This is a genomic window from Rhodanobacter terrae, from assembly GCF_042657005.1.
Taxonomy (GTDB): Bacteria; Pseudomonadota; Gammaproteobacteria; order Xanthomonadales; family Rhodanobacteraceae; genus Rhodanobacter; species Rhodanobacter terrae.
Window position 1 is genome coordinate 335,908 of sequence record NZ_JBHSNG010000001.1, and the last position, 23,484, is coordinate 359,391.

24 protein-coding genes are annotated in these 23,484 nt (G+C 63.9%); 18 read left to right on the forward strand and 6 right to left on the reverse strand.

The genetic code is table 11. The features are described from left to right. Positions 1-10: 10 nt before the first annotated feature. A complete protein-coding gene (locus tag ACFPPB_RS01600; protein ID WP_377323717.1) occupies positions 11-1,174 on the reverse strand; it encodes a DmsE family decaheme c-type cytochrome in 1,164 nt (387 codons plus the stop codon). Positions 1,175-1,495: 321 nt separating this feature from the next. Between ACFPPB_RS01600 and ACFPPB_RS01605 the strand changes: the two genes are divergently transcribed. From ACFPPB_RS01605 to ACFPPB_RS01690, 18 genes are all read left to right on the forward strand, one after another. Further along, positions 1,496-1,933, forward strand: coding sequence for a sugar 3,4-ketoisomerase (locus ACFPPB_RS01605; protein ID WP_377323719.1), 438 nt, complete (start codon positions 1,496-1,498; stop codon positions 1,931-1,933). After that, on the forward strand, positions 1,918-2,583 hold the full coding sequence (locus ACFPPB_RS01610; protein WP_377323721.1) for an acetyltransferase: 666 nt from the start codon (positions 1,918-1,920) through the stop codon (positions 2,581-2,583). The genes ACFPPB_RS01605 and ACFPPB_RS01610 overlap by 16 nt, the downstream gene beginning before the upstream one ends. Before the next feature lie 7 nt (positions 2,584-2,590). Continuing rightward, positions 2,591-3,544 carry a glycoside hydrolase family protein gene (locus ACFPPB_RS01615; protein ID WP_377323723.1) on the forward strand — a complete coding sequence of 318 codons (954 nt, stop codon included), beginning with the start codon at positions 2,591-2,593 and terminating at the stop codon, positions 3,542-3,544. Further along, complete coding sequence (locus tag ACFPPB_RS01620; protein WP_377323725.1) at positions 3,531-4,463, forward strand: GNAT family N-acetyltransferase; 933 nt, start codon at positions 3,531-3,533, stop codon at positions 4,461-4,463. Before ACFPPB_RS01615 ends, ACFPPB_RS01620 begins: the two co-directional genes overlap by 14 nt. Beyond that, positions 4,463-5,620 (forward strand): DegT/DnrJ/EryC1/StrS family aminotransferase, encoded by a 1,158-nt coding sequence (locus tag ACFPPB_RS01625; RefSeq protein ID WP_377323727.1) that lies wholly within the window; start codon positions 4,463-4,465, stop codon positions 5,618-5,620. The genes ACFPPB_RS01620 and ACFPPB_RS01625 overlap by 1 nt, the downstream gene beginning before the upstream one ends. Continuing rightward, complete coding sequence (locus ACFPPB_RS01630) at positions 5,617-6,867, forward strand: O-antigen translocase (protein WP_377323729.1); 1,251 nt, start codon at positions 5,617-5,619, stop codon at positions 6,865-6,867. The genes ACFPPB_RS01625 and ACFPPB_RS01630 overlap by 4 nt, the downstream gene beginning before the upstream one ends. Continuing rightward, on the forward strand, positions 6,867-7,817 hold the full coding sequence (locus ACFPPB_RS01635) for a glycosyltransferase (RefSeq protein WP_377323731.1): 951 nt from the start codon (positions 6,867-6,869) through the stop codon (positions 7,815-7,817). Before ACFPPB_RS01630 ends, ACFPPB_RS01635 begins: the two co-directional genes overlap by 1 nt. Next, the gene (locus ACFPPB_RS01640) at positions 7,814-9,004 is read left to right on the forward strand and encodes an O-antigen polymerase (RefSeq protein WP_377323733.1); all 1,191 of its coding nucleotides are present in this window, start codon (positions 7,814-7,816) and stop codon (positions 9,002-9,004) included. Before ACFPPB_RS01635 ends, ACFPPB_RS01640 begins: the two co-directional genes overlap by 4 nt. A 10-nt stretch (positions 9,005-9,014) precedes the next feature. After that, positions 9,015-9,851, forward strand: coding sequence for a Wzz/FepE/Etk N-terminal domain-containing protein (locus ACFPPB_RS01645; RefSeq protein WP_377323844.1), 837 nt, complete (start codon positions 9,015-9,017; stop codon positions 9,849-9,851). Between the two features lie 322 nt (positions 9,852-10,173). After that, a complete protein-coding gene (locus tag ACFPPB_RS01650) occupies positions 10,174-10,977 on the forward strand; it encodes a class I SAM-dependent methyltransferase (protein WP_377323846.1) in 804 nt (267 codons plus the stop codon). Between the two features lie 4 nt (positions 10,978-10,981). Continuing rightward, on the forward strand, positions 10,982-12,208 hold the full coding sequence (locus ACFPPB_RS01655; RefSeq protein WP_377323735.1) for an amidohydrolase family protein: 1,227 nt from the start codon (positions 10,982-10,984) through the stop codon (positions 12,206-12,208). Then, on the forward strand, positions 12,208-12,906 hold the full coding sequence (locus ACFPPB_RS01660; protein WP_377323737.1) for a class I SAM-dependent methyltransferase: 699 nt from the start codon (positions 12,208-12,210) through the stop codon (positions 12,904-12,906). The genes ACFPPB_RS01655 and ACFPPB_RS01660 overlap by 1 nt, the downstream gene beginning before the upstream one ends. Before the next feature lie 24 nt (positions 12,907-12,930). Next, complete coding sequence (locus tag ACFPPB_RS01665) at positions 12,931-14,442, forward strand: B12-binding domain-containing radical SAM protein (protein ID WP_377323739.1); 1,512 nt, start codon at positions 12,931-12,933, stop codon at positions 14,440-14,442. Between the two features lie 2 nt (positions 14,443-14,444). Beyond that, the gene (locus tag ACFPPB_RS01670) at positions 14,445-15,581 is read left to right on the forward strand and encodes a glycosyltransferase family 4 protein (protein ID WP_377323740.1); all 1,137 of its coding nucleotides are present in this window, start codon (positions 14,445-14,447) and stop codon (positions 15,579-15,581) included. After that, complete coding sequence (locus ACFPPB_RS01675) at positions 15,578-16,663, forward strand: glycosyltransferase family 4 protein (protein ID WP_377323742.1); 1,086 nt, start codon at positions 15,578-15,580, stop codon at positions 16,661-16,663. Before ACFPPB_RS01670 ends, ACFPPB_RS01675 begins: the two co-directional genes overlap by 4 nt. Before the next feature lie 31 nt (positions 16,664-16,694). Then, complete coding sequence (locus tag ACFPPB_RS01680) at positions 16,695-16,934, forward strand: acyltransferase family protein (RefSeq protein WP_377323744.1); 240 nt, start codon at positions 16,695-16,697, stop codon at positions 16,932-16,934. Positions 16,935-17,092: 158 nt separating this feature from the next. Beyond that, entirely contained in the window at positions 17,093-17,551 is a 459-nt protein-coding gene (locus ACFPPB_RS01685; RefSeq protein WP_377323746.1) for a hypothetical protein, read from the forward strand. Then, positions 17,533-17,841, forward strand: coding sequence for a hypothetical protein (locus ACFPPB_RS01690; RefSeq protein ID WP_377323748.1), 309 nt, complete (start codon positions 17,533-17,535; stop codon positions 17,839-17,841). Before ACFPPB_RS01685 ends, ACFPPB_RS01690 begins: the two co-directional genes overlap by 19 nt. A gap of 72 nt (positions 17,842-17,913) precedes the next feature. Here the strand turns inward: ACFPPB_RS01690 and ACFPPB_RS01695 are convergent, their stop codons facing one another. The 5 genes from ACFPPB_RS01695 to ACFPPB_RS01715 form a co-directional block, all read right to left on the reverse strand. Further along, positions 17,914-18,837 carry a flavin reductase gene (locus tag ACFPPB_RS01695; RefSeq protein ID WP_377323750.1) on the reverse strand — a complete coding sequence of 308 codons (924 nt, stop codon included), beginning with the start codon at positions 18,835-18,837 and terminating at the stop codon, positions 17,914-17,916. Between the two features lies 1 nt (position 18,838). Next, on the reverse strand, positions 18,839-19,537 hold the full coding sequence (locus tag ACFPPB_RS01700) for a class I SAM-dependent methyltransferase (RefSeq protein ID WP_377323752.1): 699 nt from the start codon (positions 19,535-19,537) through the stop codon (positions 18,839-18,841). Positions 19,538-19,620: 83 nt separating this feature from the next. Beyond that, a complete protein-coding gene (locus ACFPPB_RS01705) occupies positions 19,621-20,487 on the reverse strand; it encodes a class I SAM-dependent methyltransferase (protein ID WP_377323754.1) in 867 nt (288 codons plus the stop codon). Positions 20,488-20,615: 128 nt separating this feature from the next. Then, positions 20,616-21,839 (reverse strand): nucleotidyltransferase family protein, encoded by a 1,224-nt coding sequence (locus tag ACFPPB_RS01710; RefSeq protein ID WP_377323756.1) that lies wholly within the window; start codon positions 21,837-21,839, stop codon positions 20,616-20,618. Continuing rightward, positions 21,814-23,328, reverse strand: coding sequence for a B12-binding domain-containing radical SAM protein (locus ACFPPB_RS01715; RefSeq protein ID WP_377323758.1), 1,515 nt, complete (start codon positions 23,326-23,328; stop codon positions 21,814-21,816). The genes ACFPPB_RS01710 and ACFPPB_RS01715 overlap by 26 nt, the downstream gene beginning before the upstream one ends. Positions 23,329-23,484: the final 156 nt, after the last annotated feature.

The following is a 23,484-nucleotide window of genomic DNA, read 5'->3' on the forward strand; positions in this document are numbered from 1 at the left end:
TGGTGGCCGTTCACTGGTGGAACTTGGCGCCGTTGGGGTCGTTGGAGCCGTGGATGTTGCTATGGCAGTTCAGGCAGCTGCGTCCCATCACGCGCTCGTCCGGCGCCAGTCCGTTGCGCAGGCCCTGACGCGTCAGCAAATCGTTGGGGTGGTCGCTGTTCGTATGGCACTGCTGGCACAGCATCGGCAGCGGCAGTGCCAGCAGGTTTTCCTGGTTCGAGCCGTGCGGGGTGTGGCAGTTGAGGCAGTTCTCGCCGACCGGTGCGTGTTCGAACACGAAGGGACCGCGTTTCTCGGCGTGGCAGGTGTCGCAGGTCTCGTTGACGGTGTCGGTCTTCAGCAGTGGTCGGGTGATGGTGCCGTGTGGGTTGTGGCAGTCGACGCAGGAGATCTGCCCTTCCGGCAGCGGCATGTGCGAACGGCGGTTGAACTGGGCACGGACATCCTGGTGACAGGTCGCGCACACCTGGTTGATGGAATCGTTCGCCAGCACACCCTCGGCCGATAGTCGCGTCATCGGGTTGTGGCAGTCGGTGCACGACAGTCCGCGCTCCTGGTGCACCGAGCCGATCCAGTGCTGGCGCGCGCCGCCGACGTGGCAGCTCAGGCAGGTGCGCGTCTGGGTCTCCACCGGCGTCTTGGCGTCGTGCGTGAAGGCGATGATCAGGCCCGGCGCCGCGGGGTTCTTTGCGTGTTCGGAACCGGGACCATGACAGGCCTCGCAGGAGGCCTGCGGCCCAGTGTTTGTGCTGCCCGCGCGGAACGAGGCCACGTGCAGGCTGTGCGAGGCCTGGATGCTTTCCAGCGCGTGGCAGGCGGAACAGCTCTTCGCGCCGATCCCATCCGCGCCCGGCGCCAGCGGATTCCGCGGGATCGGGGCCGCGTCGAACGGTGTGGCCGAGCCGCCGTCGAAGGCGTGCGCGCGTACTTCGCTATGCATCGATGCGCCGGCATCCATGTCGGTGGACGGCAGCATACGTGCGATATCGCTCTCGCTCAGGCGATTGGACCGCTGGTGGGCAGTGGCCTGCGCGGTATTCGCGTCGTCACTTTGCTGCGCCCGGGCACCGGGCGACCACAGCAACACGCCGCCAATACCGGTCAGCACGGCCAGCAGTGCCGTCAGCGATAGCGTTATCGCAGCCGTCGCTCGACAAACCTTCTTTGCACTCAAGGCATGTTTGCGTGTTGCCCTCATCCAGCCGATTCCCATGCATCCCCCATGGCCTGCTTCGTGCCCAAAGCGATGCGCTTGTGCGCGATGCCGCCGAGAGCCCCGTGAACTGGGTGCCGGTTGAGTCACGAAAGGTTGCACCCGCTGCACGGGACCGGGAGGCCGCTTCCCGTCGGCCCTGCGCAGCGAGGAGGCAAAGGTCACGCTGTCATTCAGAGCGAGCCGGCTCTTTGGTCATTCGAATTCCGGCGCAACCTTTCCACCCAGGCGCGGCACTCAGGTAGGTGGATCAGCTTCAGGACTGACGGGGTGGCCTGGAACATGGAAATCGAACGAATCCAGTTGCAGAAGCACGGCGACAACAGCGGCATGCTCATCGCACTGGAGGAGGAGCGGAACGTGCCATTCGTGATACGGCGCGTGTATTACATATTCGCCACGAAGAACGACGTGCATCGCGGCCGGCACGCCCACCGGCATCTCCACCAACTGGCGGTGGCGGTGCGTGGCTCCGTCACCTTTCTGCTGGACGATGGCAGCGGGCCGGTCGAGGTTGTGCTTGACGATCCCTCGCATGGCCTGATGCTCGGTCGCATGGTGTGGCGCGAGCTGTACGACTTCAGCGACGACTGCGTGTTGATGGTGCTGGCCGACCAGCTGTACGACCAGAGCGATTACATCACCGACTACGCCGATTTTCTGCGCGAGGTCGGCGGCTCCATGTATCCGGAGGACATGGTGGCATGTCAAGGCCGCTAGTCCTGGTCGGTGCAGGCGAGTTCGCGCAGATCGCCTGCGAATATTTCGAACACGACAGCGATTATGACGTGGCGGCTTTCAGCGTCGAACGCGACTATCTCGCGCAGCCGGTGCTGGCAGGTCGTCCCGTGGTGGCGTACGAGACATTGGAGGCCTATTACCCGCCGGCAGACGTCGACGTATTTGTCGCCATCCCGTCCAGCCAACTCAATCGTCTGCGCACTCGCTTCTACCAGGATGTGAAGCGCAGGGGCTACCGGCTTGCCACGTATGTCAGCACGCGCGCCTTCGTGTGGCGCAATGCCGAACTGGGCGAGAACAGCTTCATCTTCGAAGGCAACGTGATTCAGCCCTTCGTGCGCATCGGCAACAACTGCATTCTCTGGAGCGGCAATCACGTGGGGCATCGCACCGTCGTGCGTGACAACGTCTTCGTCGCCTCGCATGCGGTCATTTCAGGTTATTGCGAGATTGGCGAGAGCAGTTTCATCGGCGTGAACTCCACGTTCAACGATCACGTGAAAATTGCGCCGGACAATGTGATTGGCGCCGGTGCGCTGGTCACACGCGATACGGAGCCGGGGCGGATCTACGTCGGGTCGCCGGCCCGCGCGGTGCCCGACAAATCCAGCCTCGACGTGAGGCTATGAAACGCACATGTCCGAATGGGTCAAGAGAGGGCTGGTATTCGAAACCGCGCGGGATGGCGTGGGCGGCTGGATGTGTCACTCCGCGCTTACGCCGACCCCGTATCGCATCGACGATGATCGCATCCGCGTCTACGCGGGGTTTCGCGACGCCGATGGCGTCAGCCGTATCGGCTACGTCGACGTGCGGGCGGACTATCCGGCCACCATCGTGCGCGTCAGTACCGAACCCGTACTCGACATCGGTCGGGATGGCTGCTTCGATGACAATGGCGTGATCCTGGGTGATGTCGTCGATGCTCCGGGCGGCCTTCACATGTTCTATGTGGGCTTTCAGCGCGTGGCCAAAGCCAAGTTCCTGGCTTTCACCGGCCTGGCGGTTTCCACCGATGGCGGCGATCATTTCCGGCGCGTGCAGGAGACACCGATCCTGGATCGCGCACCCGGTCGCAGCACCATCGGCGCGGTGCACTCGGTCATCCATGAAAACGGCCATTGGCGCCTGTGGTACGCCGCCGGCGACGATTGGGAAATCATCGGAGGCCAACCTTTTCCGCGTTACCACATTCGCCATGTGGAGACGGATGATCTGGAATCCCTGCCGCGCAGAGACCAGGTCTGCGTGCAGCCTCGCGGCAGCGAGTATCGAATCGGCCGGCCGCGCGTGTATCGGCAGGGCGGCAAGTACGTCATGTACTTCACGCGGGGCAATCTGGGCGGCGAATACTTTCCCGGCGTTGCGTACAGCGAGGATGGCGTCCGCTGGGAACGCCGCGACGAGGCGCTGGGCATGACGCTGTCTGCCAGCGGCTGGGATTCGCAGGTCATCTGCTACCCCGCGCTGATCCCGCAGCGGGACAAGCTGCTGATGTTCTACAACGGCAACGACATGGGGGTGGATGGATTCGGCGTGGCCGAGGCTGACGGTGCCCACTTCGGCGGTGGTGCGGATGTTCACGGTTAGGCCCTACGCCAAGGCCGACGCGAACGCCTGGGATGCGCTGGTGGAGCGATCCCGCAACGGCAACCTTCTGCATCGGCGCGGCTACATGGATTACCACGCCGATCGCTTTGTCGACTGCTCGTTGATCGCCGAGCGGGACGGCGAGGTTGTCGCCGTTTTTCCCGCGGATATCCGTGAAAATCTGGTGACAAGTCACGGCGGCCTTACCTATGCCGGGCTTATAACGACGCAAGCCTTGCGCGCCGAATCGACGCTTGCCGTATTCGAGCAGATCGGCGATCACTATCGTGCGCTCGGCGTGGAACGAGTCATCTACAAGGCGGTACCGCATGTGTTTCACGCCTACCCCGCCGAGGAGGATTTGTACGCCTTGCATCGGCTGGGAGCACGGCTGAAGCGCCGCGATCTCTCATCGGTTATCCCGTTGCGGGAAACGCTTCACTTCACGCAGGGGCGCAAGCACGCCGTCGACAAAGCGAGGAAGGCGGGCGTCCGATTGCAGGTCGGCGCCGATCCGGCAGCTTTTCACGCACTGCTTTCGGGAGTGCTGGGCAGGCACGATACCCGGCCGGCCCACAGCCTGCATGAATTGCGCATGCTGCAAGCGAGTTTTCCGCAGCAAATCGTGTTGCACGAGGCACGCCGCGAGGATGTCTTGCTGGCGGGCGTTCTTGCCTACGATTTCGGCAGGGTCGTGCACACCCAATACATGGCTGCGTCGGAAGAGGGGCGGCGTGTGGACGCACTCAGTTTTCTGCTGGCGGAACTGATAGTCGGCGTCTACGCGGACAGGGCGTATTTCAGCTTCGGCATTTCGACCGAACAGGAAGGGCGGGTGCTCAACGGCGGCCTGATCGCGCAGAAGGAATATTTCGGCGCGCGCGCCGTCGTGCACGATTTCTACGAGTGGCCGCTGTGATGAAAGTCGACCCGATGAAGCTCGTTCCGATGGAGGCCGCTCTGACGGACATCCCGTTCCTCAGCCTCAGGGATGTCAACGCGCGATACGCCGACGAGCTGAAAGCCGCCGCGGCGCGAGTGATCGATTCAGGCTGGTATGTGCTTGGCGATGAAGTCGCTGCCTTCGAGCGCGAGTTCGCCGCGTATTGCGGCGCGAGTCACGCCGTGGGGGTGGGAAACGGGCTCGATGCACTTTCGCTGATCCTGCGCGGCTACAAGGAGCTCGGTGTCCTGGAAGAAGGCGACGAGGTCATCGTGCCGGGCAATACCTTCATCGCCAGCTTTCTCGCCATTACCGAAAACCGGCTCGCGGCGGTTCCCGTGGAGCCCGATCCGGTGACTTTCAACCTGGACCCGGCTGGCGTGGAGGCTGCCATCGGACCACGCACACGCGCCATCATGGCGGTGCATCTGTATGGCCAGTTAGCCGACACGTCGGCTTTGACAGCCTTGGCCCGACGGCACAAATTGCTGCTGATCGAAGACGCGGCGCAGGCGCATGGGGCGATCAGTGGTGGACGCAAGGCTGGCGCGTTTGGCGATGCGGCGGCCTTCAGTTTTTTTCCCACCAAGAATCTTGGCGCACTGGGCGATGGCGGCGCGGTGGTGACCGGCGACGCCGTGCTGGCGCAGCGGATCGCAGCCCTGCGCAATTACGGTTCCGATGTGAAGTATCGCCACCTGTTCCAGGGGCTCAATTCGCGGCTCGACGAGATGCAGGCCGCCATGCTGCGGGTAAAGCTGAAGCACCTCGACGAGGACATCGCGTGGCGCCGCCGGTTGGCGCGCCGCTATCGCGAGGGCATCCGCCATGCGCGCATCCAGTTGCCGGCGGTGGCGCGAGAAGAACAGCACGTCTGGCATCTTTTCGTGGTTCGCTGCGCTCATCGCGATGCCTTGCAGCGGCATCTGCTGGCGCATGGCATCCAGGCCCAGGTGCATTATCCGGTGCCGCCGCACCGGCAACCGGCTTATGTCGCCTTGCGGAACGCATATCTGCCGCTGACGGAACGGCTGCATGACGAGGTGCTGAGTCTTCCAATGGGACCGACCATGAGCGAGGACGCCGCGGACAGGGTGATCGAAGCCTGCCAGTCGTTCGAGTGCCCGCCATGAACATCGTACGCACGGGCTTCTACACGACCCTCGCTACCGCCGCGCGGCTGCTCGCGGGTCTGGTAGTGATCAAGCTGGTGGCCTGGCTGGCCGGACCCGTGGGTGTGGGCAAGCTGGGCCAGTTCATGAGCCTCATGTCGCTGCTGGCCGTGCTGGCCGACGGCGGCATCAGCGCCGGCATCGTCAAGTACGTCGCCGAATACCGCCACGACACGCAGAAATTGTCGCGCCTGCTGGCCGCTGCGCTCTGGTACGCGCTGTGTGCATCCTGCCTGATGGGCGGCGTCACGCTGCTGTTCAGCCGGCAGATCGCGCTCTGGCTGCTGGGCGATCCGGGGTATGCAAGCCTGATCCGCGTGCTAGCAGTGGCCCAGCTCGGCATCGCACTGGTCAACTACATGCTTGCCGTGATCAACGGTTTCATGGACGTACGCCGGCTGGCTTTCATCCAGGTGGTGGGATCGGCTCTCAGCATCGTGCTGGTGGTCTGGCTGTCGCGCTGGCTGCATCTGTATGGCGCGCTGCTGGCATTGGTCACAGGCCAGGTGCTGTGCCTTGCCGTCGGATTGCCCGCCTGGCGGCGAAGCCCCTACTTCCAGTCCAGCATGCTGCGGATGCATTTCGACCGCGAAATGACTCGGCGGCTCGCGGCCTTTTCGGTGATGACGCTCAGCTCCGCGTTGCTGCCGCCGTTGATCAACATCGCGGTACGCGACCATCTCGCTGTGCGGTTCGGCTGGGAGCAGGTCGGCTACTGGCAGGCCGTGAGCAAGGTGTCGGACGCCTATCTGTTGTTCCTCACCACGGCCATCAATATCTACTACCTGCCCAAGCTGGCGTCGACGCACGAGCGCGCACCCCTGGTGCTCGAGCTGCGCCATGCCTACCGCTACCTGCTGCCTGCGGTCGTCGCGCTGGCGGCCGTGGTCTATGTCATGAGGAGCTGGGTGACGCGCTTGCTGTTCAGCGCGGACTTCGCATCCGCCAATGCATTGTACGGGCCGCAGTTGCTGGGCGATGTCGTCAAGATCGCATCCTTCATTCTCTCCTACGTCATGCTGGCCAAGGCCATGACGCGGCTGTTCGTGATATCCGAGTTCGTGTTTGCGGCGAGCTATCTGGCGCTGGTCTATGTGCTTACCGCTCAATTCGGTCTGGTCGGCGCGATGTACGCGTTCACGATCAACTACCTCTTCTATCTCGCGTTCAACGTGCTGGTCGTACGACGCTACCTGGGAGGGCTGTGATGTCGGCCTCTGACGTATCGAAAGACACGGCGGCCATGCCGCTGGTCTCCGTGCTCATACCCGCGTTCAACCACGAGCGTTTCGTGCAGCGCTGTCTGGATAGTGTGCTGGAAGATCCTTATCCAGCCAAGGAGCTCATCATCATCGACGATGGATCGACCGACAAAACCGGCGAACGGATCGCCGATTGGGTAGCGACGCATTGCATGGATCTGCCGATCGAGTATGTGCGCCGGGACAACAGGGGCATCGCGGCGACCTTGAACGAACTGGTGGCGCGAGCGAGCGGAGAGTTTCTGCGCCCCGGCGCCAGCGATGACTACCTGTTGCCCGGAGGGCTCGATGCCCAGATCCGCTACCTGCTCGCGCATCCGGACAAGGGGGCGGTGATCGGAGATTCGATCGTCGTCGATCAGGACGGGAACAAAATCCATGACAGCGGCATGCGCGGTCTTCACGGCGCCGACAAGCGCCTCTATAGGTCGGATGACGGCATACGCCGTGCCGTCATCAGCCAGTGGGCCATCGGCGGGCCGGTCGCCTTGATGAGAAGGAGCGCGCTCGACACCGTAGACCGTTGGAGCGAAGGCCTGCGCATCGAAGACTGGGATCTCTTTCTTCGCCTGGCAGCTCGTGATGCGCTTGGCTTCGTCGACGTCAGTGTCTGCGCCTACCGCATTCACAGCGCCAATCTCAGCAAGACGCGGCACGCGGCGACACGGGTGATCAACCTGGTCGAGTCGAGACAGGTTGCGATGCGCCGGGCGTGTCTGTTCGACGAGCCCTACAGAACCCTGCTCAGGGCGCAGTCGCGTTACATCGGTGCCAAGATTTCGTTCCTGCAGAGACAGTGGGGGGCGCTGGCAGTGCACATGCTGGCGTATCTGTCGCTGACGATCCTGTCGAAGGTCAGGTTTCCGTCCACCAACCACGGCGCGGAGGCGACATGAAGCGCTTGCTGTGTCTTCCCTCGACCTATCTCGGGCTGCCGATCCTGCTTGCCTGCGGGCTTACCCTGCTCACCTACGATCTCTCCGCCGATTACCTGCAAGGCCTGCTGTTGCTGGCCGTGGTGGCCGCGGCCATCATGTTGTTCGACGTGCAGGCAGGTGTCGGGATTCCGCAGCCCGTGCGATTCCGCTCGCGTCACTATGCGGGCACCCGCGATGCGTTTGTCGCGCTGGCCTTCGCCGGCCTGATCGTTCTTTTCTGCCTGCTCGATCTGGCGCTGTTTCCCATTCCGCTGCTGGGCAAACCATCGTCGTACGCCACGATGGAGGGCGGCCACGAACATATCCGGCACGTCTCGGACATGTGCTGGGTGCTTCCGCCGATCGGGCTTCTCTGCGCCAGGAGCAAGTGGCTGCGCCATATGCTCATCGCCGTAGGTTTCCTGTTTCCCATCCTGGTGATCGACCGGAACAGGGTGTTCGCCACCGTGTTTTCGTTTGCGCTGGTGATCATGTTGCGCAGGGACGAGGCAAAGCCGCTGCCATGGAAAGCCGTCAGTTTCCTGGCGCTTGCGGGCCTCACTATTTTTTCGGTACTCGGCATGCTGCGGTCCGGACCGCTGGATCATGTCGCGCTGCCTTTCAGCGCGATGTACCACGCCGCTCCGCAAGGCATCAAATGGCTGCTTCTCTACGGCAGCGCCGGTCCTTACAACTTCAGCGCCATCCTGGCCAAGCACTACTTCAACGCCAGCTTCCTCATCAATCAGGTGGTCCCCCTGGCCGGATCCGTGGTGACGGCCGGGACGGATATCCCGCTGGATGCGCCGAACATCAACGTGGGTACGGAATTCTTTCCCTTCTTGATGGCGCTCGGTCCTTTTGGCGCGGTGTGCTCGGTATTCGTGCTGTACGGCATGCTGCTGTGGAGCGTGCAGCGCCTGCGCCCGACGGTTCCGCTGTTTTCCTTACTGATTTTTCTGCGTATTTCCTATGTCTGCGTGATGTCACCCTTCGCGCCGCAGGCCTTCACATGGACGAACTTCGGCTTTATCGGCCTGTGTCTTTTCATGCAGGTCTTCGCGGCATGCCTGCCGAACAGGAGGTTGCGGGAACCGATAGGCGATGGGCAGGGAGATGCCCACGCAACGACCGCGCAAACCATGTCTCCACAATCCTTCCAGTGAGTACATAACCATGGAACAAGATGAAATCTATCTGATCGATCTCTGGCGGATATTCTCCCGCGGGTGGATGTGGTTTGTGGCCGCGCTGTTCGCGACCCTGGCCTGCACGTACGCCTTCGCCCACCTGGTGAAGCGGCAGTGGGAGGCAACCGCCTGGATCCAGATCGGGCAGGTCGGGCAGGTGGTGTCGGGGCAGGATCCGAAGGTCGAGCCGCTGCAGCGTGTGCTCGAGCGGCTGCAGCTGGTGCCATTCGAAAACGAGATACTGAAAAGCGCCGGCTACGCGCGCGATTCCTCCGTGGCCCAGCTCTATCGCAAGAGTCTGAAACTGGAGCCGATGCCCTACGCCGGTCCCCTGATCCGGTTGACGGTACGGGCCTATTCCCGGCAGCAGGCCAGCGAGCTCGCCACGGCGACGGTCGACCAGTTGCGCCTGGTCCACCAGCATCTCGAAGAGATGCCGCTGAAGTCGGCGCGCGCACGCCTGGCCCAGATCGAGGCCGACCTGCAGACAGCCGAAGCCGATCGCGCCCGCTATCAACAGGCGGTCACGCCGAGGAGCAAGAGTGATGCGGCCAGCAAGGACGTCCAGAACCCGGTCCTCGCCAGTCTGCTGCTGGCCAACAAGAACGAAGAGATCCGCGGCTTGCTGCAGGTGAGGACCGATCTCATCGAGCGCCTCAGTCCTACTTACACGTATGAAACGTCGATGATGTGGCCGGTCTATGTTCCCGACAGGCAGGCGTTTCCGAATCCCGAGCTGACCTGGGGAATCGGACTCCTGCTGGGGATTTTCCTGGGCGCATCCGCAACCATCGCACGAGGCGCCAGGCGACGACCCGCATAGAAATGCTTCGCTTTCGCCAAGAGGGGAGCAGGGTGCCGAGTTCATGACGATGCGAAGGCCGAGACGTCCACTCGCCAGCCTTGTTCCAGCCTGCCCGATTCAACCAAAACGGCCCATGCGGGCACTCACTGGTCAGGCGAATGAAATTGCCGGGACTGGCGCTGCAGACCGGCCGGCGGTTGGCCGGACGGCGTCGTGGTGAATGGATGGCCGCATCACGGTGGAGCGGAGTTCGATCAAGATGAGTGGGCAACCCAAGCTCGAAATCGTGCGCCAGGCGGGGTCCGCCGCAGGCGTTTGTCGGCACCCGCCAGGTGCGTCCCTGGACGATGCGCAACTGCTGGAAACACAGCGTGCCTTCGACAGCGTCGCCGCCGACTACGACGGGCCTCGAGGCAACAACGAGCTGATCCAGCGCATGCGGCTGACCATGTGGGACGCCGTGCACAGCGAGGTACCGGCAGGAGCCCGTCTGCTCGACCTGGGATGCGGCACCGGCATCGATGCGATCGAGTTCGCGCAGCGCGGCTTCCATGTCGTCGCGACCGATTGGTCGCCGAAGATGGTCGAGCGTACGCGGGCGCGCATCGCCGCTGCGGGCCTGCAATCCCGCGCAACGGCGGCGCACCTTGGCGTGCAGCAGCTCGACCGGCTCCAAGACGAGTTCGATGGCATCTACTCGAATTTCGGCCCGCTGAACTGTGCGCCGGATCTTCGCGCCGTCTCGGCAGAGTGCGCGCGCCTGCTCCGCTCCGGCGGCACGCTGGTTTTTTCGGTGATGGGACGGATCTGTCCGTGGGAGCTGGGGCACTACGCGCTGCGCGGCCGCTTCAGGCGGGCCGGCGTGCGCGCCGCACGAGGTGCGACCGCAGTAGGGATGAACCATCATACGATCTGGACTCATTACTACCTGCCGCGCGAGTTCTACCGTGCCTTCGCGGAACACTTTTCGCTGCAGAGCTATCGGGCGCTGAGCCTGTTCATGCCGCCACCTTACCTGGTGGACTACTACCGCCGTCGCCGCCGCTGGTGCGAGCGGCTGGGCCGGCTCGACGACCGCCTGGGCGCCATGCCGCTATTGCGCGACATGGGCGACCACTTCCTGATCGTGATGCGGCGGCGCTGAGCTCATGGACATTCTCCAGGCAGCGATGGACGTCAGCTTGTGCCGTGCGGTCTCGGTCACTACGGAAGCCAGCTCGCGCGTACCGCTGCCGATCCGGGCAGGGCGGATAGGCTCGTCGCTGGCCGCGCGGGCGTACCGGGTCGATCTGCGCGACCATCTGATCTTTCCCGGCATGATCAACGCGCACGAGCATCTGCACGTCAACACCGTTCCGCCGCTGAAAGCCGCTGCGCCCTTTCCCAACAGCTACGCCTGGATTGCGGCGTTTCAGGCGCATTTCGAGAAGCCCGCCGTCATCGCCGCGCTGCAGGTGCCGAAGGCGTTGCGGCTGCAGCACGGAGCCCTGAAGAATCTGCTTGCCGGCACCACTTGCGTGGTGCACCACGATCCCTGGCATCCGGCGCTGGACGCGACGAATTTTCCGGTCGCGTTACTGCGCGATTACGGCTGGAGCTATGCGCTGGGCTGGCCTGGTTACGGGCCACCGGTCCAGCAAAGCTTTGCCGCCACGCCCGCCGACCGGCCCTGGCTGATCCATCTGGCGGAGGGTACCGATGCGACGGCGCAGTCGGAGTTGGCCCAGCTCGAGCAGCTGGGATGCCTGGCCGCGAACAGTGTCCTGGTCCATGGCGTAGGCCTGCGTGAGCAGGACATCGATCGGGTGATCGCCAGTGGCGCAGCGGTGGTCTGGTGTCCTGGCAGCAACCACGCCTTGCTCGGGAAGTCGCTGGATCCGCGTCGCCTTTGCGCGGCCGGACGGCTTGCGCTGGGCAGCGATTCGCGGCTCAGCGGCGCGCGCGACCTGCTCGAGGAAATGCGCGGCATCGCCGCTCGCCGCGAGCTCAATCCCAGGCAGCTGCTGGGGCTGGTCACGACCCAGGCCGCGCGCATTCTGCGTCTGCCCGCGGGCGGCAGCCTTGCGGCGGGGGCACCGGCGGATGTGGTGATTGTCGAGGACCGTGGCGGCGACGAGAGGTGCGGCCTGGTGGGCATCGAACGCAGCCAGATCCGTGCCGTGGCGCGCAATGGCGTTCCCCGCATTGCCGATCCGGATTTCGCCGAATGGTTCGCGGTCGCCGGCATGGAAGCGGTGCCGGTAACCCTGGACGGCAAACCGAAACTGTTGGCCAGGCCGCTGGCCGACCCGGCGCTGGTCGCGCTCGAGCCCGGACTCGAACTGGCCGCCGATTTGAATGAACGCGACGTCGTCGTGGCGGCCCGGTGCCAGTGATGTCGCGCCCGCCGATTCTCATGCCCGCAGAGGCTTACGCATTGTGGGCATCCAGTTATCCGGCGCATGCCCACAATCCGGTCATGCAGGCCGAGGAGCGCGCCATGCTGGAGCTGATGCCCTCCCGGCTGCAGGGGCAGGCGGTGCTCGACGCCGGCTGCGGCAGCGGACGCTACATGTTGCACGCGCTGCGCCGCGGCGCGGCGCGCGTCATCGGCGTGGATATTTCGCCACAGATGCTGGAGCGTGCCGGCGCCGAGCTGGTCACGTTCCAATCCGGTGCCGAAGTCGACCTGGTACAGGGCAGCCTGACGGCGCTGCCAGTGCCGGATGGGCGGGCGAATCTGACGATCTGCGGTCTGGTCATCGGGCATCTCGAGAACCTGGAACCATCGCTGGCCGAACTGCGCCGGGTGACCCGGCCCGGCGGCACATTGCTGTGCAGCGACGTGCATCCGATCGGGCATGCGCTGGGTTGGGTGCGCGATTTCAAATCCGGCGACCGGCATTACGCCGTGCGGCATACGCAGCACCTCTACAGCCACTGGCACGCGGCCTGCCAGGCGCTCGGGCTACGCATCGAGCAGGTGCTGGAGCCGATGCTGGATCCGGCCGGCATTCCCGACAGCGCGCACTTCGACCGCACGGCGCTGGAGGTTCCCGTCGCGCTGGTGTTTCAGCTGCGGCGCCTGGCCTGATCCATGCCTACATTAAGACATCCCATGACTCACCGTCCCAATACGCTGCTGGTCAATCCGACCGTTACCACGCGTCCGCGCTTTCCGCTGTCGCTGCTGAACCTGGCTGCGGCGCTCGATCGCTTCGGGGACAGCCACATCGTGGACGGCAACATCGATCGGGATCTCGTGGCCGCGACCCTGGCAGCCGCAGGGAAGCAGCACTACGACGCCGTCGGCATCGGCATCATGGGCGGTCCGCAGGTGGCACCGGCGATTGCCGTGTCCAAGGCGATTCGCGAGCGTCATCCGTCGATGCCGATCATCTGGGGCGGTTACTTCCCCACGCTCTATACCGATACCACGCTGGCCGCGCCCTATGTGGACTACGCGGTGCGGGGGCAGGGCGAGGAAAGCCTGGTCGAACTGATCTCGGTGCTGGGCCGTGGCGGCGATCACGACGCGCTGGCCAGGATCGGAGGCTTGTCCTGGCGTCGCGATGGCGAGATCGTGCACAACCCCAGTCGCATCTTCCAGCGCGGCGATCCCGCGCTGGTGCTGCCTTATGAAAAATTGGGCGATCCGGACAAGTACCTGACGAGCACCTTTCTCGGGCGCCGTACTGCCGTGCACCAGGCATCGATCGGATGCCGTTTCCGCTGCACGTTCTGCGGCGTGGCGGCCATGTTCGGCGGAGCGACATCGCTGCCGCCGACCGAACGCCTGGAGCGCGAGCTGGGCTATCTCAAGTACGAACTGGGTGCCGATTCCATCCTTTTCTACGATCACAACTTCTTCGATCGCGAACAGGACATGATCCCGATGCTCGAGATCATGGCCAGGCTCGAAATGCCCTGGTGGTGCTTCGCGCGCGCCGATGCGCTGCTCAAGCTTTCCGAAAGCACCTGGGAGCTGGTGCGGAAAAGCAAGCTGCGGATGGCTTATATAGGCGCCGAATCGCCAAGCGGCGCGATGCTCAAGGAAATCCGCAAGGGCACGCGTCCGGACCAGACACTGGCGGTGGCCGAGCTGTGCCAGCGCCATGGCGTCATTCCCGAGTTCTCCTTCATGCTCGCGCCGCCCGTGAATACCGAAGAGGAAACCGAGCTGACGTTCGAGTTCATCCGTGAACTGAAGCGTATCAACCCGGCATCGGAAATCATCACCTACATCTACACGCCGCTGCCGGAGGGCAGCAAGCACGAAAAGGACCGCGGCAAGCATCCTTCCGCGCCATTGCTCGACATCCATGGCAATCCGGTGGTCTTTCCCTCCACGCCGGACGAGTGGACGCAGCGTCGCTGGGTGGACTATGCCTGTCATGCCGATGCTCCCTGGCTCACGGACAGGCTGCGCCAGCGCATCTACGACTTCGTCACCGTACTGCGCTGCCGCTATCCCACGGTGCAGGACATGCGCTCGCCCCGCTGGGCCAAGCGCAGCCTGAGCGCGATGGCGTCGTGGCGATATCGCCATCGTCGTTATGACCGTCCCTGGGAACTCAACCTCGCGAATCATTTCGTGCGGCTGCGCACGCCGCAAATCACGGGGGCGTAGCGATGACGGCCCTGCACGCCGCGCAGATCAACTTCCTGCCCGTGCCGGAGGGCCGCACGCACACCGAGATCCTCGAGCAATGGCATTCGCTGGTGGACATCGCCGAGGTGGCAGCCAGTTCCGGAACCCGGATTTCGGTGATTCAGGCGGCGGCGCGCGAAGACCTGATCACGCGCAACGGCATCGACTACCACTTCATCGATATCAGAGGATCGGAAGTGGCTAAAAACCGGGGCCGCCGTTTCGCCGGGCTGCTCGCCGACATCAAGGCCGACGTGCTGCATGCGCACGGCCTGGGCTTTGCCGAAGATGCCTTCGCGGTGTCGCAATGCCTGCCGCAGTTGCCCATCCTTGCCCAGGACCATGCCGATAGGCCGCCGCGCCGGTGGCGACGGCCACAGTGGCGGCGTTGGTACACGGCCATTTCCGGCGTCGCCTTCACCGCACCTGAGCTGGCGCGACCGTTCACCCATGCGGGTTTGTTCGGGCCGCAAGCGCGGCTCTTCGCGATTCCCGAATCCAGCAGTCGTTTCACCGCGGGCAGTCGCGCGGATGCCCGCGCGGAGTCGGGTCTTCGTGGAGATCCCTGCGTACTGTGGGTAGGACATCTCAGCCCCGGCAAAGATCCGCTGACCGTGCTCGACGGCGTGGCGCGAGCGGCGCTGCGGCTGCCCGGCATGCAGCTGTGGTGTGCCTTCGGCAGCGCGCCCCTGCTCGACGAGGTGCAAGCTCGCATCGCGCACGATCCGCAGCTCGCCGGGCGCGTGCACCTGCTGGGCAAAATTACGCACGCGCACGTCGAGACATTGATGCGCGCCGCGGATCTGTTCGTCTCGGGCAGCGTCGCCGAAAGCTGCGGCTACGTGGTGCTGGAGGCGCTGGCTTGCGGCGTAACGCCGGTGGTCACGGATATCCCATCCTTCCGCGCGCTGATCGGCGACAGCCGTGTCGGCCGCCTGTGGCCGTGCGGCGACCCGGACCGGCTGGCCGAGGCGCTGGTCGATGCCGCGGCCAGCCGGCTGTCGTCGACGCGGGTGCGTGCGCATTTCGATGACAAGCTGTCGTTCGCGGCCGTGGGCCGCCAGTGGGCTGACGCGTATGCGCAGGTCCACGACGACCGGCGACGGATGGCATCGTGAAGCTCGCGCTGGTGGTTCCAGGCGGGGTGGACCGCACCGGCGAGTTCCGTGTGATTCCGGTACTGTTGGCCCTGATCGAGCGGTTAGCACGCGCGCACGAAGTGCATGTCTTCGCGCTACATCAGGAAGCAGTCGCGGGTCGCTGGGAGCTCGTCGGCGCCACGGTGCACAACATCGGCAACAGTTGGACCCGGCTGCGTGCGATCTCAGCGATTCGCGCCGAGCATCGCCGCGCACCGTTCGATCTGCTCCATGCCATCTTCTCCGGTTCCTGCAGCCTGGTCGCCGTCGCCGCGGCAAAGCTGCTGCGGCTGCCGAGCCTGGTGCATGTCGCCGGTGGCGAACTCGTTGCGTTGCACGAGATCGGCTACGGCGGAGGGAGGAAATGGAAGGGGCGGCTGCGCGAGGCGTGGGTACTGCGCGGCGCCGATGTCATCACGGCAGCCAGTGCACCGATCATCGATTCGCTGCATGCGCTCGGCCTCAAGGCGCAGCGTGTGCCGCTCGGCGTCGACCTTCGGGCATGGCCGTCACTCGCGCCGCGCGAGCGCAGCGCGAAGCGGGCGCGATTGATCCACGTCGCCAGCCTCAATCGGGTGAAGGATCAGCCAACGCTGCTGCGGGCGCTGGCAGCCCTGGTCGACACGGGACTGGAATTCGAGATGGACATCGTCGGCGTGGATACGCTGCAAGGCGAGATGCAGCGACTGGCTTGCCAGCTTGGACTGGAACGCCATGTGCGGTTTCATGGATTCAAGACGCAGCGCGAATTGCGCCCGATCATGGAGTCGGCCGATCTGCTGGTGATGTCTTCGTTGCACGAGACCGGCCCGCTGGTCCTGCTGGAAGCCGCGGTCGCAGGCGTGCCTGCGGTCGGTACGGCGGTCGGGCATTTCGTGGAGTGGTCGCCTTCGGCGGCCCTGGCCGTGCCGGTCGGGGGCTGGGATGAATTGGCGAATGCCATTCTCGAAGTGCTCGCCAATGAAAGACTGCGGCTACGGCTGGCCAGGGAAGCGCAGCGTCGCGCGATTCTGGAGGATGCCGATTACACCGTTCAGGCGTTTCAGGCTTTGTACCCATAGCGTTTTCCTTTCGCGGCGCGGGATAGCAAGCATGTCGAACCCGACGGGTGAGCGCGTTCCATCACTGGACGGACTCCGGGCCATATCGATTCTGATGGTGACCTACGGTCACCTCAGTGGCACGCGGCACTACCCTGTTTCTGTAGGGGGATACGGCCGCTGGTGCGGCGATGTCGCCCATCCCGGCGTGCTGGTGTTCTTCGTGATCTCCGGGTTCCTGATCACCTCGCTGCTGATGAGCGGGCGCGAGATGACGGAGCAATCTCGCTGAAACGGTTCTACCTGCGTCGGATAGTGCGCATCTTCCCTGCGTTCTACGCATTCATTCCGGTTATGGCCATCGGGGCGATGTCGGGTGTAGTACATCTGACGGGCCGGGGTTTTGCTTTCGCCCTTACCTACACGGCCAATTTCTAGCCGGATCGCGCAATGCAGATAGGGCATCTTTGGTCGTTGTCGGTCGAGGAGCAGTTCTATCTGCTGTGGCCGCTGACGCTCCTGGTCTTGCGTGGACGTCGCGCCTTGATCGTCGCCGTCGCGGTGATCTTCATGGGGCCGTTGGTGCGCGTGGCTATCCTCGAATGGATTTTCCATGTCAATCCCCATTCGCTCAATGGCATGCTGACAAGCTTTCCTGCCATGTTCGATTACCTGGCCACCGGTTGTGCCCTGGCTCTGCCGCGACCATGGCTGCTGACCCGGGTGTGGTACCTGCGCCTGACCGCCAGTCCCTGGCTGGCGCTGGCGCTACCTCTGGTGTTGCTGGTCAATCGCATCGGTAGCCAACCCGTGGCGATACTGCTGGGGCCACCCGTGATGAACGTGCGCATCGCGTTGCTGATCGAGGCGAGCACGCGGCATGCGGGTCATTGGCCGGACGCTTCCTGAACTGGAAACCCGTGGTATTTCACGGCGTGCTGAGCTACTCGCTCCATCTATGGCAATTGCTTTTCTTCGATCACCGATCCGATGCATGGACAAATGCTTTTCCGCAGAACCTCATGCTGGTTTTTCTCGCGGCGCTGTCATCCTGGTTCCTGATCGAGCGCCCGTTGCTGCATTTGCGCGGGAGGCTGCGGCGCGGTACCGGACTGCCCACACGCGTGCAGGGCGTGGCAGATGGAGAGCGGACAGTATTTGAAGAAGCGGTGCCGGCCGCAGCCCACAGGCACAGGTGAATGGTGGGCAGATCATCGAGGCTGTCCGCCGATCAGTCGAGATTCGCCATCACTCCTCGCGCCCTGCGCGGGCTAGATCTCGGCAAACGGCGTGCCATCCCGGCGTCGATAAGCTTGATGAAAACCTGCCGTGTGATGCAGCTGGGCGCCTTCCGCCAAATTTTCGTCGGAAACGATGCGGCCGAGGAACAACGTGTGCGAGCCGACCTCCCGGCTATGCACGATGGCCAACTCCTGAATGCGCAGCGCCGCGGCAACGGCGGGAATACCGAATTCTCGCGATGGTCGAACAGAAAACGGAAGCACATTCCAGTCCGGGAGCGGCTGCTTGTGATGCTCGGCGAGCTTGTAGACGACCGCCTTCATTGCTGCGGGGATGCCGGACAGGGCCACCCGGCGCACTTCGCGCATGACGGGCACGGAAACATTGGTGTTGCGCAGCGCCAGCGAAAAAAGTCCGCTCCGCTCCAGCGGGCCGATCAAATCCATCGGAAAGATATTTCGGTGGCCTGGCGTGTCGACGCAGACCAGGACGACCGGTCGCGGACATAGATAGGCGATCATGAGCTGCTGTACCGCCCCAGGCTCCGGAGCGAAGTGGTGCGGCGAGCGATTTTTCAGCATGAGGCGGTTCTGAAGCCACGCGTTCCACGGACGCAGCGGCCAGCCGAGACAGCGGTGTTCTCCCGCTGCGACGTGGTAGAGAGTGAGCGATGTCTTTTCGGTGGCGATGGACGCCGTCTTTACCAGACGCAAAACGCCGAGAAGCCTTCCCGTAGCACTATCGCGATACTCGAGTACAGGATGTTGGCCAGCATCGAGACTGGTCGCGATCACGAGTGGCACGAGCGAAGCCACGGTGTGATCCTCCGTGACATCTTCCGATTTGCCATCCCAATGCAAGGTGGCAGTGACCACCTGCTGCGGGGGAGCGACGGCAACCGTGGACCATTGCGGCAGTGGACGCACGTACGGCCTCATCAAATTCTTCCACATCTCAGATCCGCCGAAATAGCAAAAACATGTAGAGATCGGTAGCCCATCCGAATCCGCGCGGAATGAGGCGTTCCAGCCGGAAATACGGTGCTGCCGCCCGCGCCATGACACGTGGCGCAAAACGATGGATGCTGCTTTCGCTGGCGATGGCGTAATGACCACGGCGCACAAGATTCATGACGTTCGCCCGCCACCAGCCGTAGCGCGCATCGCCGAGGTAATAAGGATTGAGCATGCTGGCCAGGACAAAACCGCCCTGCTGGACCACGCGCGACAATTCTTCAAACAGCAATGCGTGATCCGCGAAATGATTCAGGACCGCAAAGTTCGCCGTGACTGCCTGCACCTTGCAGGTGAGCGGCGGCGCAGCCGCGATCACGGTTCCGCGGGCGATTTCGTCGCGGCAGTACTGCACCAGATACTCGTGCATCGCTTCCGCAGGTTCATACACGAAAGTCGGGTGTCCGCTAGCGGCATAGGCCTTTGCATCGATGCCGGTTCCAGCGCCAAAATCGAGCACGTCTGCTCCCTCGGGCAAGAGATCCAGCGCCATCTTCTGAAACCTGTCGCGCACCACCCGGTCCCGTGGCGAGGCCAGGATGAAGTTGTGGTACTGCTCTCCGGTATGCACGTCGTCGACCGCCTTGCTGACAGGCTCGCTGTCTGATGTTCTGCCACCGAATCCCCGGTGCCGGGTCATTACTCAACTGCACAATTTTCCAGTATCCATCTGAAGATGCTGATCAGGTAAAGGCACGCTTCATTTCGCTGCCTCCACCGCGATCACGCGCCTTTGCGAGCGACGTACAGTCGAAACTTCGAAGGCTCTCGCCGGCCACGTAATTTCGCCACAAGAGGGCGCACCGCCCATTTCAGGCCATACCACGGACGATGCACGTCCCAATGGATCGATAGCGCGTCTTCCATCCTGCGCAGACGCTCGTCGGTAAGGTATCCAAGAGTGGCGATGGAATCGGCAGCTGTGCCATGAGTTCGCTGAAAAGCCGTGCGACGCTCGGCGAGCATCTGCTCTCCGCTTTCCTCCCGCGCGTACCACGGCGTATCGCTGATGATCACCAGGCCGCCCGTTCTCACACAGCGCATCGTTTCGCGCAGGCTTGCCTCGTAGTCTTCGACGTAGTGAAAGGAAGCATTGAACACGGCCGCGTCGAACTGTCCGTCCGCGAAGGGAAGACGGCGAATCTCGGCCTGGAAACGCGGAAAGAGTTTCGGCAACCGCGTCTGATAATGCCGTGCGGCCCCCAGTCCGTCGCGATCGTTGGCGAGCAGGTCCACCGCACAAGGTCGGTACCCGGCCAGCGCCAGGCGAAAGCTCATCCAGCCATTGCCCGCACCGAGGTCCAGAATCCTGTCGCCGCGATCGGTGCCATCCAGCAGATGCCGAACCAGGTAGTCGTAGCTGCGGGCCCTCATTCGCCACTGCTCGCGGTGCCTTCCGGATGTATCCCGGTAAGGAAGACCGAGATAGAAGTCTTCGCTTTCACTGCCGCGGCCCTCCGACTCTCTTATCCGCTCGTAATCTTCCATGAAGCGGGCGTGGTGTGCGATCGACTCCGGTGGCAGCGCTTGCGCGACACCGTTGTAGATCACGATGCGGAACTTGCATGCGGAGCAATCCCAGGCATCCATGCCGGTTCCACACCGAGGACACCGCAGCCGGATAGCTGACGGCGACGAATCCTCGGCGGCAATGCATGTGTGCTGCGCGCCCATCGCCGATCGCTCTCCATATGCGTGCCGAGCCATGCGGAAACGCGCTAAGCCGGGGAAGCCGGAACTTCCAATGCCGCGCGCACCACGTACATGGTGTCCATCCGCGGTACCGGTTGGGTGAGCAAGGTCAGGATGCGTCGGCCCTGATTCTGCCTGACCCAGCTTTGTCCCTGCAGCCACAGCTGTGTTCGCACCATGTCGGCGCGTTCCTTGATGGCTTCTCTCGGCGGCCGGACACGATTCCTGACGTAGCGCCCGGCTTCGGCGACGGAGCGGGACCATTCGATGCCGGAGAGTGCATGAAGCCACAATTCGGAACATGAGAGCTGGGTCAGGGTCTGGCGGCGCGACATCGCCCGCAGCAGGGGAGGGCAGCTGCGCTCGATCCGGTCGAACACGGCTTCGGGAACCGCGTTCCTGTAGTAGCGCGCAACCAGACGCAGCGGCGGCAGCGCCCACCAGGGAGAGTCGGCCGCATGCTCGCCCCACAAGGCGTCCCAGTCGCTCGCGGCCATGCGTGCCGCCAGCAACGAGATGTCGTGCAGATGCAGCAGTCGCAGGCTGCGGTTGCAGATGTTGCCCGCCGTATGCAGCAGCAGGTGATTCATCAGAGCGCCGCTGGACGGGTAGTCATTCGTACCCGCTCGCGGCTCCCGCGGATAGATCCGTTCGGTGATGTCGACCGTGGAGACCGGCAGCCGCTCCTGGATGCGGGTATGCAACTCGATATTGACCGGCGTGTCGCGGTGCTCGCCCAGGCCCGCTACGGGCGCGCCCTGTGCCGGTTTGAAGACCCGATGCTTCCACTGCGCGAACGACTCCACATAGCCGAGCTCCTGCAGCAGCTTGATCGCCGGCCCGGCATCGTCTTCGCGCACCAGCAGGTCGATGTCGGCCATCGGACGGTCGCCCGGCGCATAAAGTCCCAGTGCGTGCAACGCGGAACCTTTCAGCGGAACGATGGCCAGCCCGGCGGCACGTGCGCCGGCGTCGATGCGCTCCAGCAGCGACACAATGCGTCGATGGCGGTGCTCTACATGCTCGCGCTGACTGGCGAGGAACAGCCTCCACTCCGGTTTCTGCCAAGTGGAAAACCTGCTCAGCAGCGGCGACACCCCGTGCGCGGCAGCGGCAGCCGATGCCAGCTGCCATTCGAGATCGCTCCACTCCGGTGCCGCCCCTCCAGGTCGCGCCAGCGCCAGTTCTATGGCCAACGCTTCGGTGGTGCGGCGCAAACCGGCCTTAACGATTTTGAGCGGTGGCAGCATGGTGAGCCGTCGGGACATTGGCTTGGGTGGTCGTGGGTGCCGACGCGGTGGCGTCTTCGCTGCGATGCGCACGCTCGTCGGCGAGCAGCGCATCCCATCGCGCATCGAGCGCCGCGCTGGCCTTGCTGTAGTGCTCAGGAGGCTCGATGGCTCTCGATTGCTGCAGCGTGACCTGCTCGTGAAGCAGATCCCGCACGTGTCGGTAGAAGTCCGAGTCGTAGGCGCCGCGGAACATCATGGCCAGATCGCCGCTGTCCTGCCAATGCGTCTTCGCGCCAAGCTGGGTCTTGACCTGCTCGTAGAATTTCGTGCCGGGCAGCGGATACGAAACGCTGACGCCGATGTCATCCGGAACGGCCTGCGCGATCAGTTCGCGGGTCGCCAGCAGATCGGCCAGCTGCTCGCCAAGATAGCCCAGCTGGATGAAGAAGCCTACGCGAATGCCGTGCTCGCCCAGCCGGGTGCGGGCGGCGATAAGATTTGCGACCTTCGTGCCCTTGTTCATCGCGTCCAGCACACGTTGGCTTCCGCTCTCCGCGCCAAGCCAGGCCTCCGCGCATCCGGCGCGTTCCAGGGCGGCGGCCATCCGTTCGCTGATCAGGTCGGCGCGGGTCTGGATGGTGAACGGGATCGGTCCGTCGGCAGCGCCCAGGTGCGCGCCGAACTCCATCACCCAGTCCACGTGGAAGCCGAAGATGTCGTCCGCCAGCCAGATGTGGTCGGGCTTGAACGTCTGTTTCAGATAGGTCATCTCCGCCGCGACGTCCTCCGCACGGCGCTGGTTGTAGTGGTTGCCCCAGATCGGTTTGGCGCACCAGTTGCAGCGGAACGGGCAGCCTCGCGACGCCGCCATGTTGAGGCTGAAGTAGCCATGCCGTTCGTGCCACCTCGACCGATAGCGTTCGATGTCGACCAGATCCCAGGCAGGGCGGCCCGTCATCCGTGGATCCGGCGGCATCACGCCGACTCGCGTCAGTTGCGTTTGCCCGTTCATCCTCGTTGCGACGCCGGCGATGCCGGACACCCAGCCCTGCGCGTCGATATCCGGATCCCGTTCCAGCCGCCCGATCAATTCGACCAGGGCCGCAATGCCTTCGCCGATCAGTACGGCATCCGCACCCGCCGCGAGAAAGGCATCCGGGTGGTCGGAAGCGTCAGAGCCCGCAACGATCACGCGCGCGCCGCCGGCGCATGCTTCGGCGATCATCTGGCAAGCCGCTTCGCGCATGCGGCCCAGACACATCTTGGTCAGGTAGTTGAAGTTGTCCTCGTAGAACACGACCACGTCCGGTCGTGCGGCCAGCAGCGACGGTTGATAGTCCTCGACGCCGTCGGCAAGCATCGCGTCGAACAGTGTGACCTCATGCCCCATCTGCCTCAGGAGTGCAGCAACCTGGATGGTGGCCAGCGGCGGATAGGGCTTGCCGCGCTCCCACTGTTTCGGGTCGTAACTCAGAAAATAGGAGTGGCCGACCTGAATCTTTAGCATCGCAAAGGGTCTCGTAAGCCATGGGGTGGGCTGCGGCAGCGCTTCGGCGTCGTGTTGGCGCACCGGCTTCAACGATCAGCGTTGACTGGAGGTGAGTGCTCCGGCGAGCGGCTTCGGTTGCCCTGCGGGCGAGATATTCCGGTGTCGCGCTGCAGC

Coding starts and splice junctions, on each gene's coding strand:
- ACFPPB_RS01685 (WP_377323746.1), top strand. CDS start 17,093: ATGCAGATAGGGCATCTTTGGTCGTTGTCGGTCGAGGAGCAGTTCTAT.
- ACFPPB_RS01665 (WP_377323739.1), top strand. CDS start 12,931: ATGACTCACCGTCCCAATACGCTGCTGGTCAATCCGACCGTTACCACG.
- ACFPPB_RS01705 (WP_377323754.1), bottom strand. CDS start 20,487: ATGGATGCCTGGGATTGCTCCGCATGCAAGTTCCGCATCGTGATCTAC.
- ACFPPB_RS01645 (WP_377323844.1), top strand. CDS start 9,015: ATGGAACAAGATGAAATCTATCTGATCGATCTCTGGCGGATATTCTCC.
- ACFPPB_RS01610 (WP_377323721.1), top strand. CDS start 1,918: ATGTCAAGGCCGCTAGTCCTGGTCGGTGCAGGCGAGTTCGCGCAGATC.
- ACFPPB_RS01695 (WP_377323750.1), bottom strand. CDS start 18,837: ATGTGGAAGAATTTGATGAGGCCGTACGTGCGTCCACTGCCGCAATGG.
- ACFPPB_RS01715 (WP_377323758.1), bottom strand. CDS start 23,328: ATGCTAAAGATTCAGGTCGGCCACTCCTATTTTCTGAGTTACGACCCG.
- ACFPPB_RS01670 (WP_377323740.1), top strand. CDS start 14,445: ATGACGGCCCTGCACGCCGCGCAGATCAACTTCCTGCCCGTGCCGGAG.
- ACFPPB_RS01635 (WP_377323731.1), top strand. CDS start 6,867: ATGTCGGCCTCTGACGTATCGAAAGACACGGCGGCCATGCCGCTGGTC.
- ACFPPB_RS01680 (WP_377323744.1), top strand. CDS start 16,695: ATGTCGAACCCGACGGGTGAGCGCGTTCCATCACTGGACGGACTCCGG.
- ACFPPB_RS01640 (WP_377323733.1), top strand. CDS start 7,814: ATGAAGCGCTTGCTGTGTCTTCCCTCGACCTATCTCGGGCTGCCGATC.
- ACFPPB_RS01620 (WP_377323725.1), top strand. CDS start 3,531: ATGTTCACGGTTAGGCCCTACGCCAAGGCCGACGCGAACGCCTGGGAT.
- ACFPPB_RS01700 (WP_377323752.1), bottom strand. CDS start 19,537: ATGACCCGGCACCGGGGATTCGGTGGCAGAACATCAGACAGCGAGCCT.
- ACFPPB_RS01655 (WP_377323735.1), top strand. CDS start 10,982: ATGGACATTCTCCAGGCAGCGATGGACGTCAGCTTGTGCCGTGCGGTC.
- ACFPPB_RS01625 (WP_377323727.1), top strand. CDS start 4,463: ATGAAAGTCGACCCGATGAAGCTCGTTCCGATGGAGGCCGCTCTGACG.
- ACFPPB_RS01660 (WP_377323737.1), top strand. CDS start 12,208: ATGTCGCGCCCGCCGATTCTCATGCCCGCAGAGGCTTACGCATTGTGG.
- ACFPPB_RS01710 (WP_377323756.1), bottom strand. CDS start 21,839: ATGCTGCCACCGCTCAAAATCGTTAAGGCCGGTTTGCGCCGCACCACC.
- ACFPPB_RS01630 (WP_377323729.1), top strand. CDS start 5,617: ATGAACATCGTACGCACGGGCTTCTACACGACCCTCGCTACCGCCGCG.
- ACFPPB_RS01605 (WP_377323719.1), top strand. CDS start 1,496: ATGGAAATCGAACGAATCCAGTTGCAGAAGCACGGCGACAACAGCGGC.
- ACFPPB_RS01615 (WP_377323723.1), top strand. CDS start 2,591: ATGTCCGAATGGGTCAAGAGAGGGCTGGTATTCGAAACCGCGCGGGAT.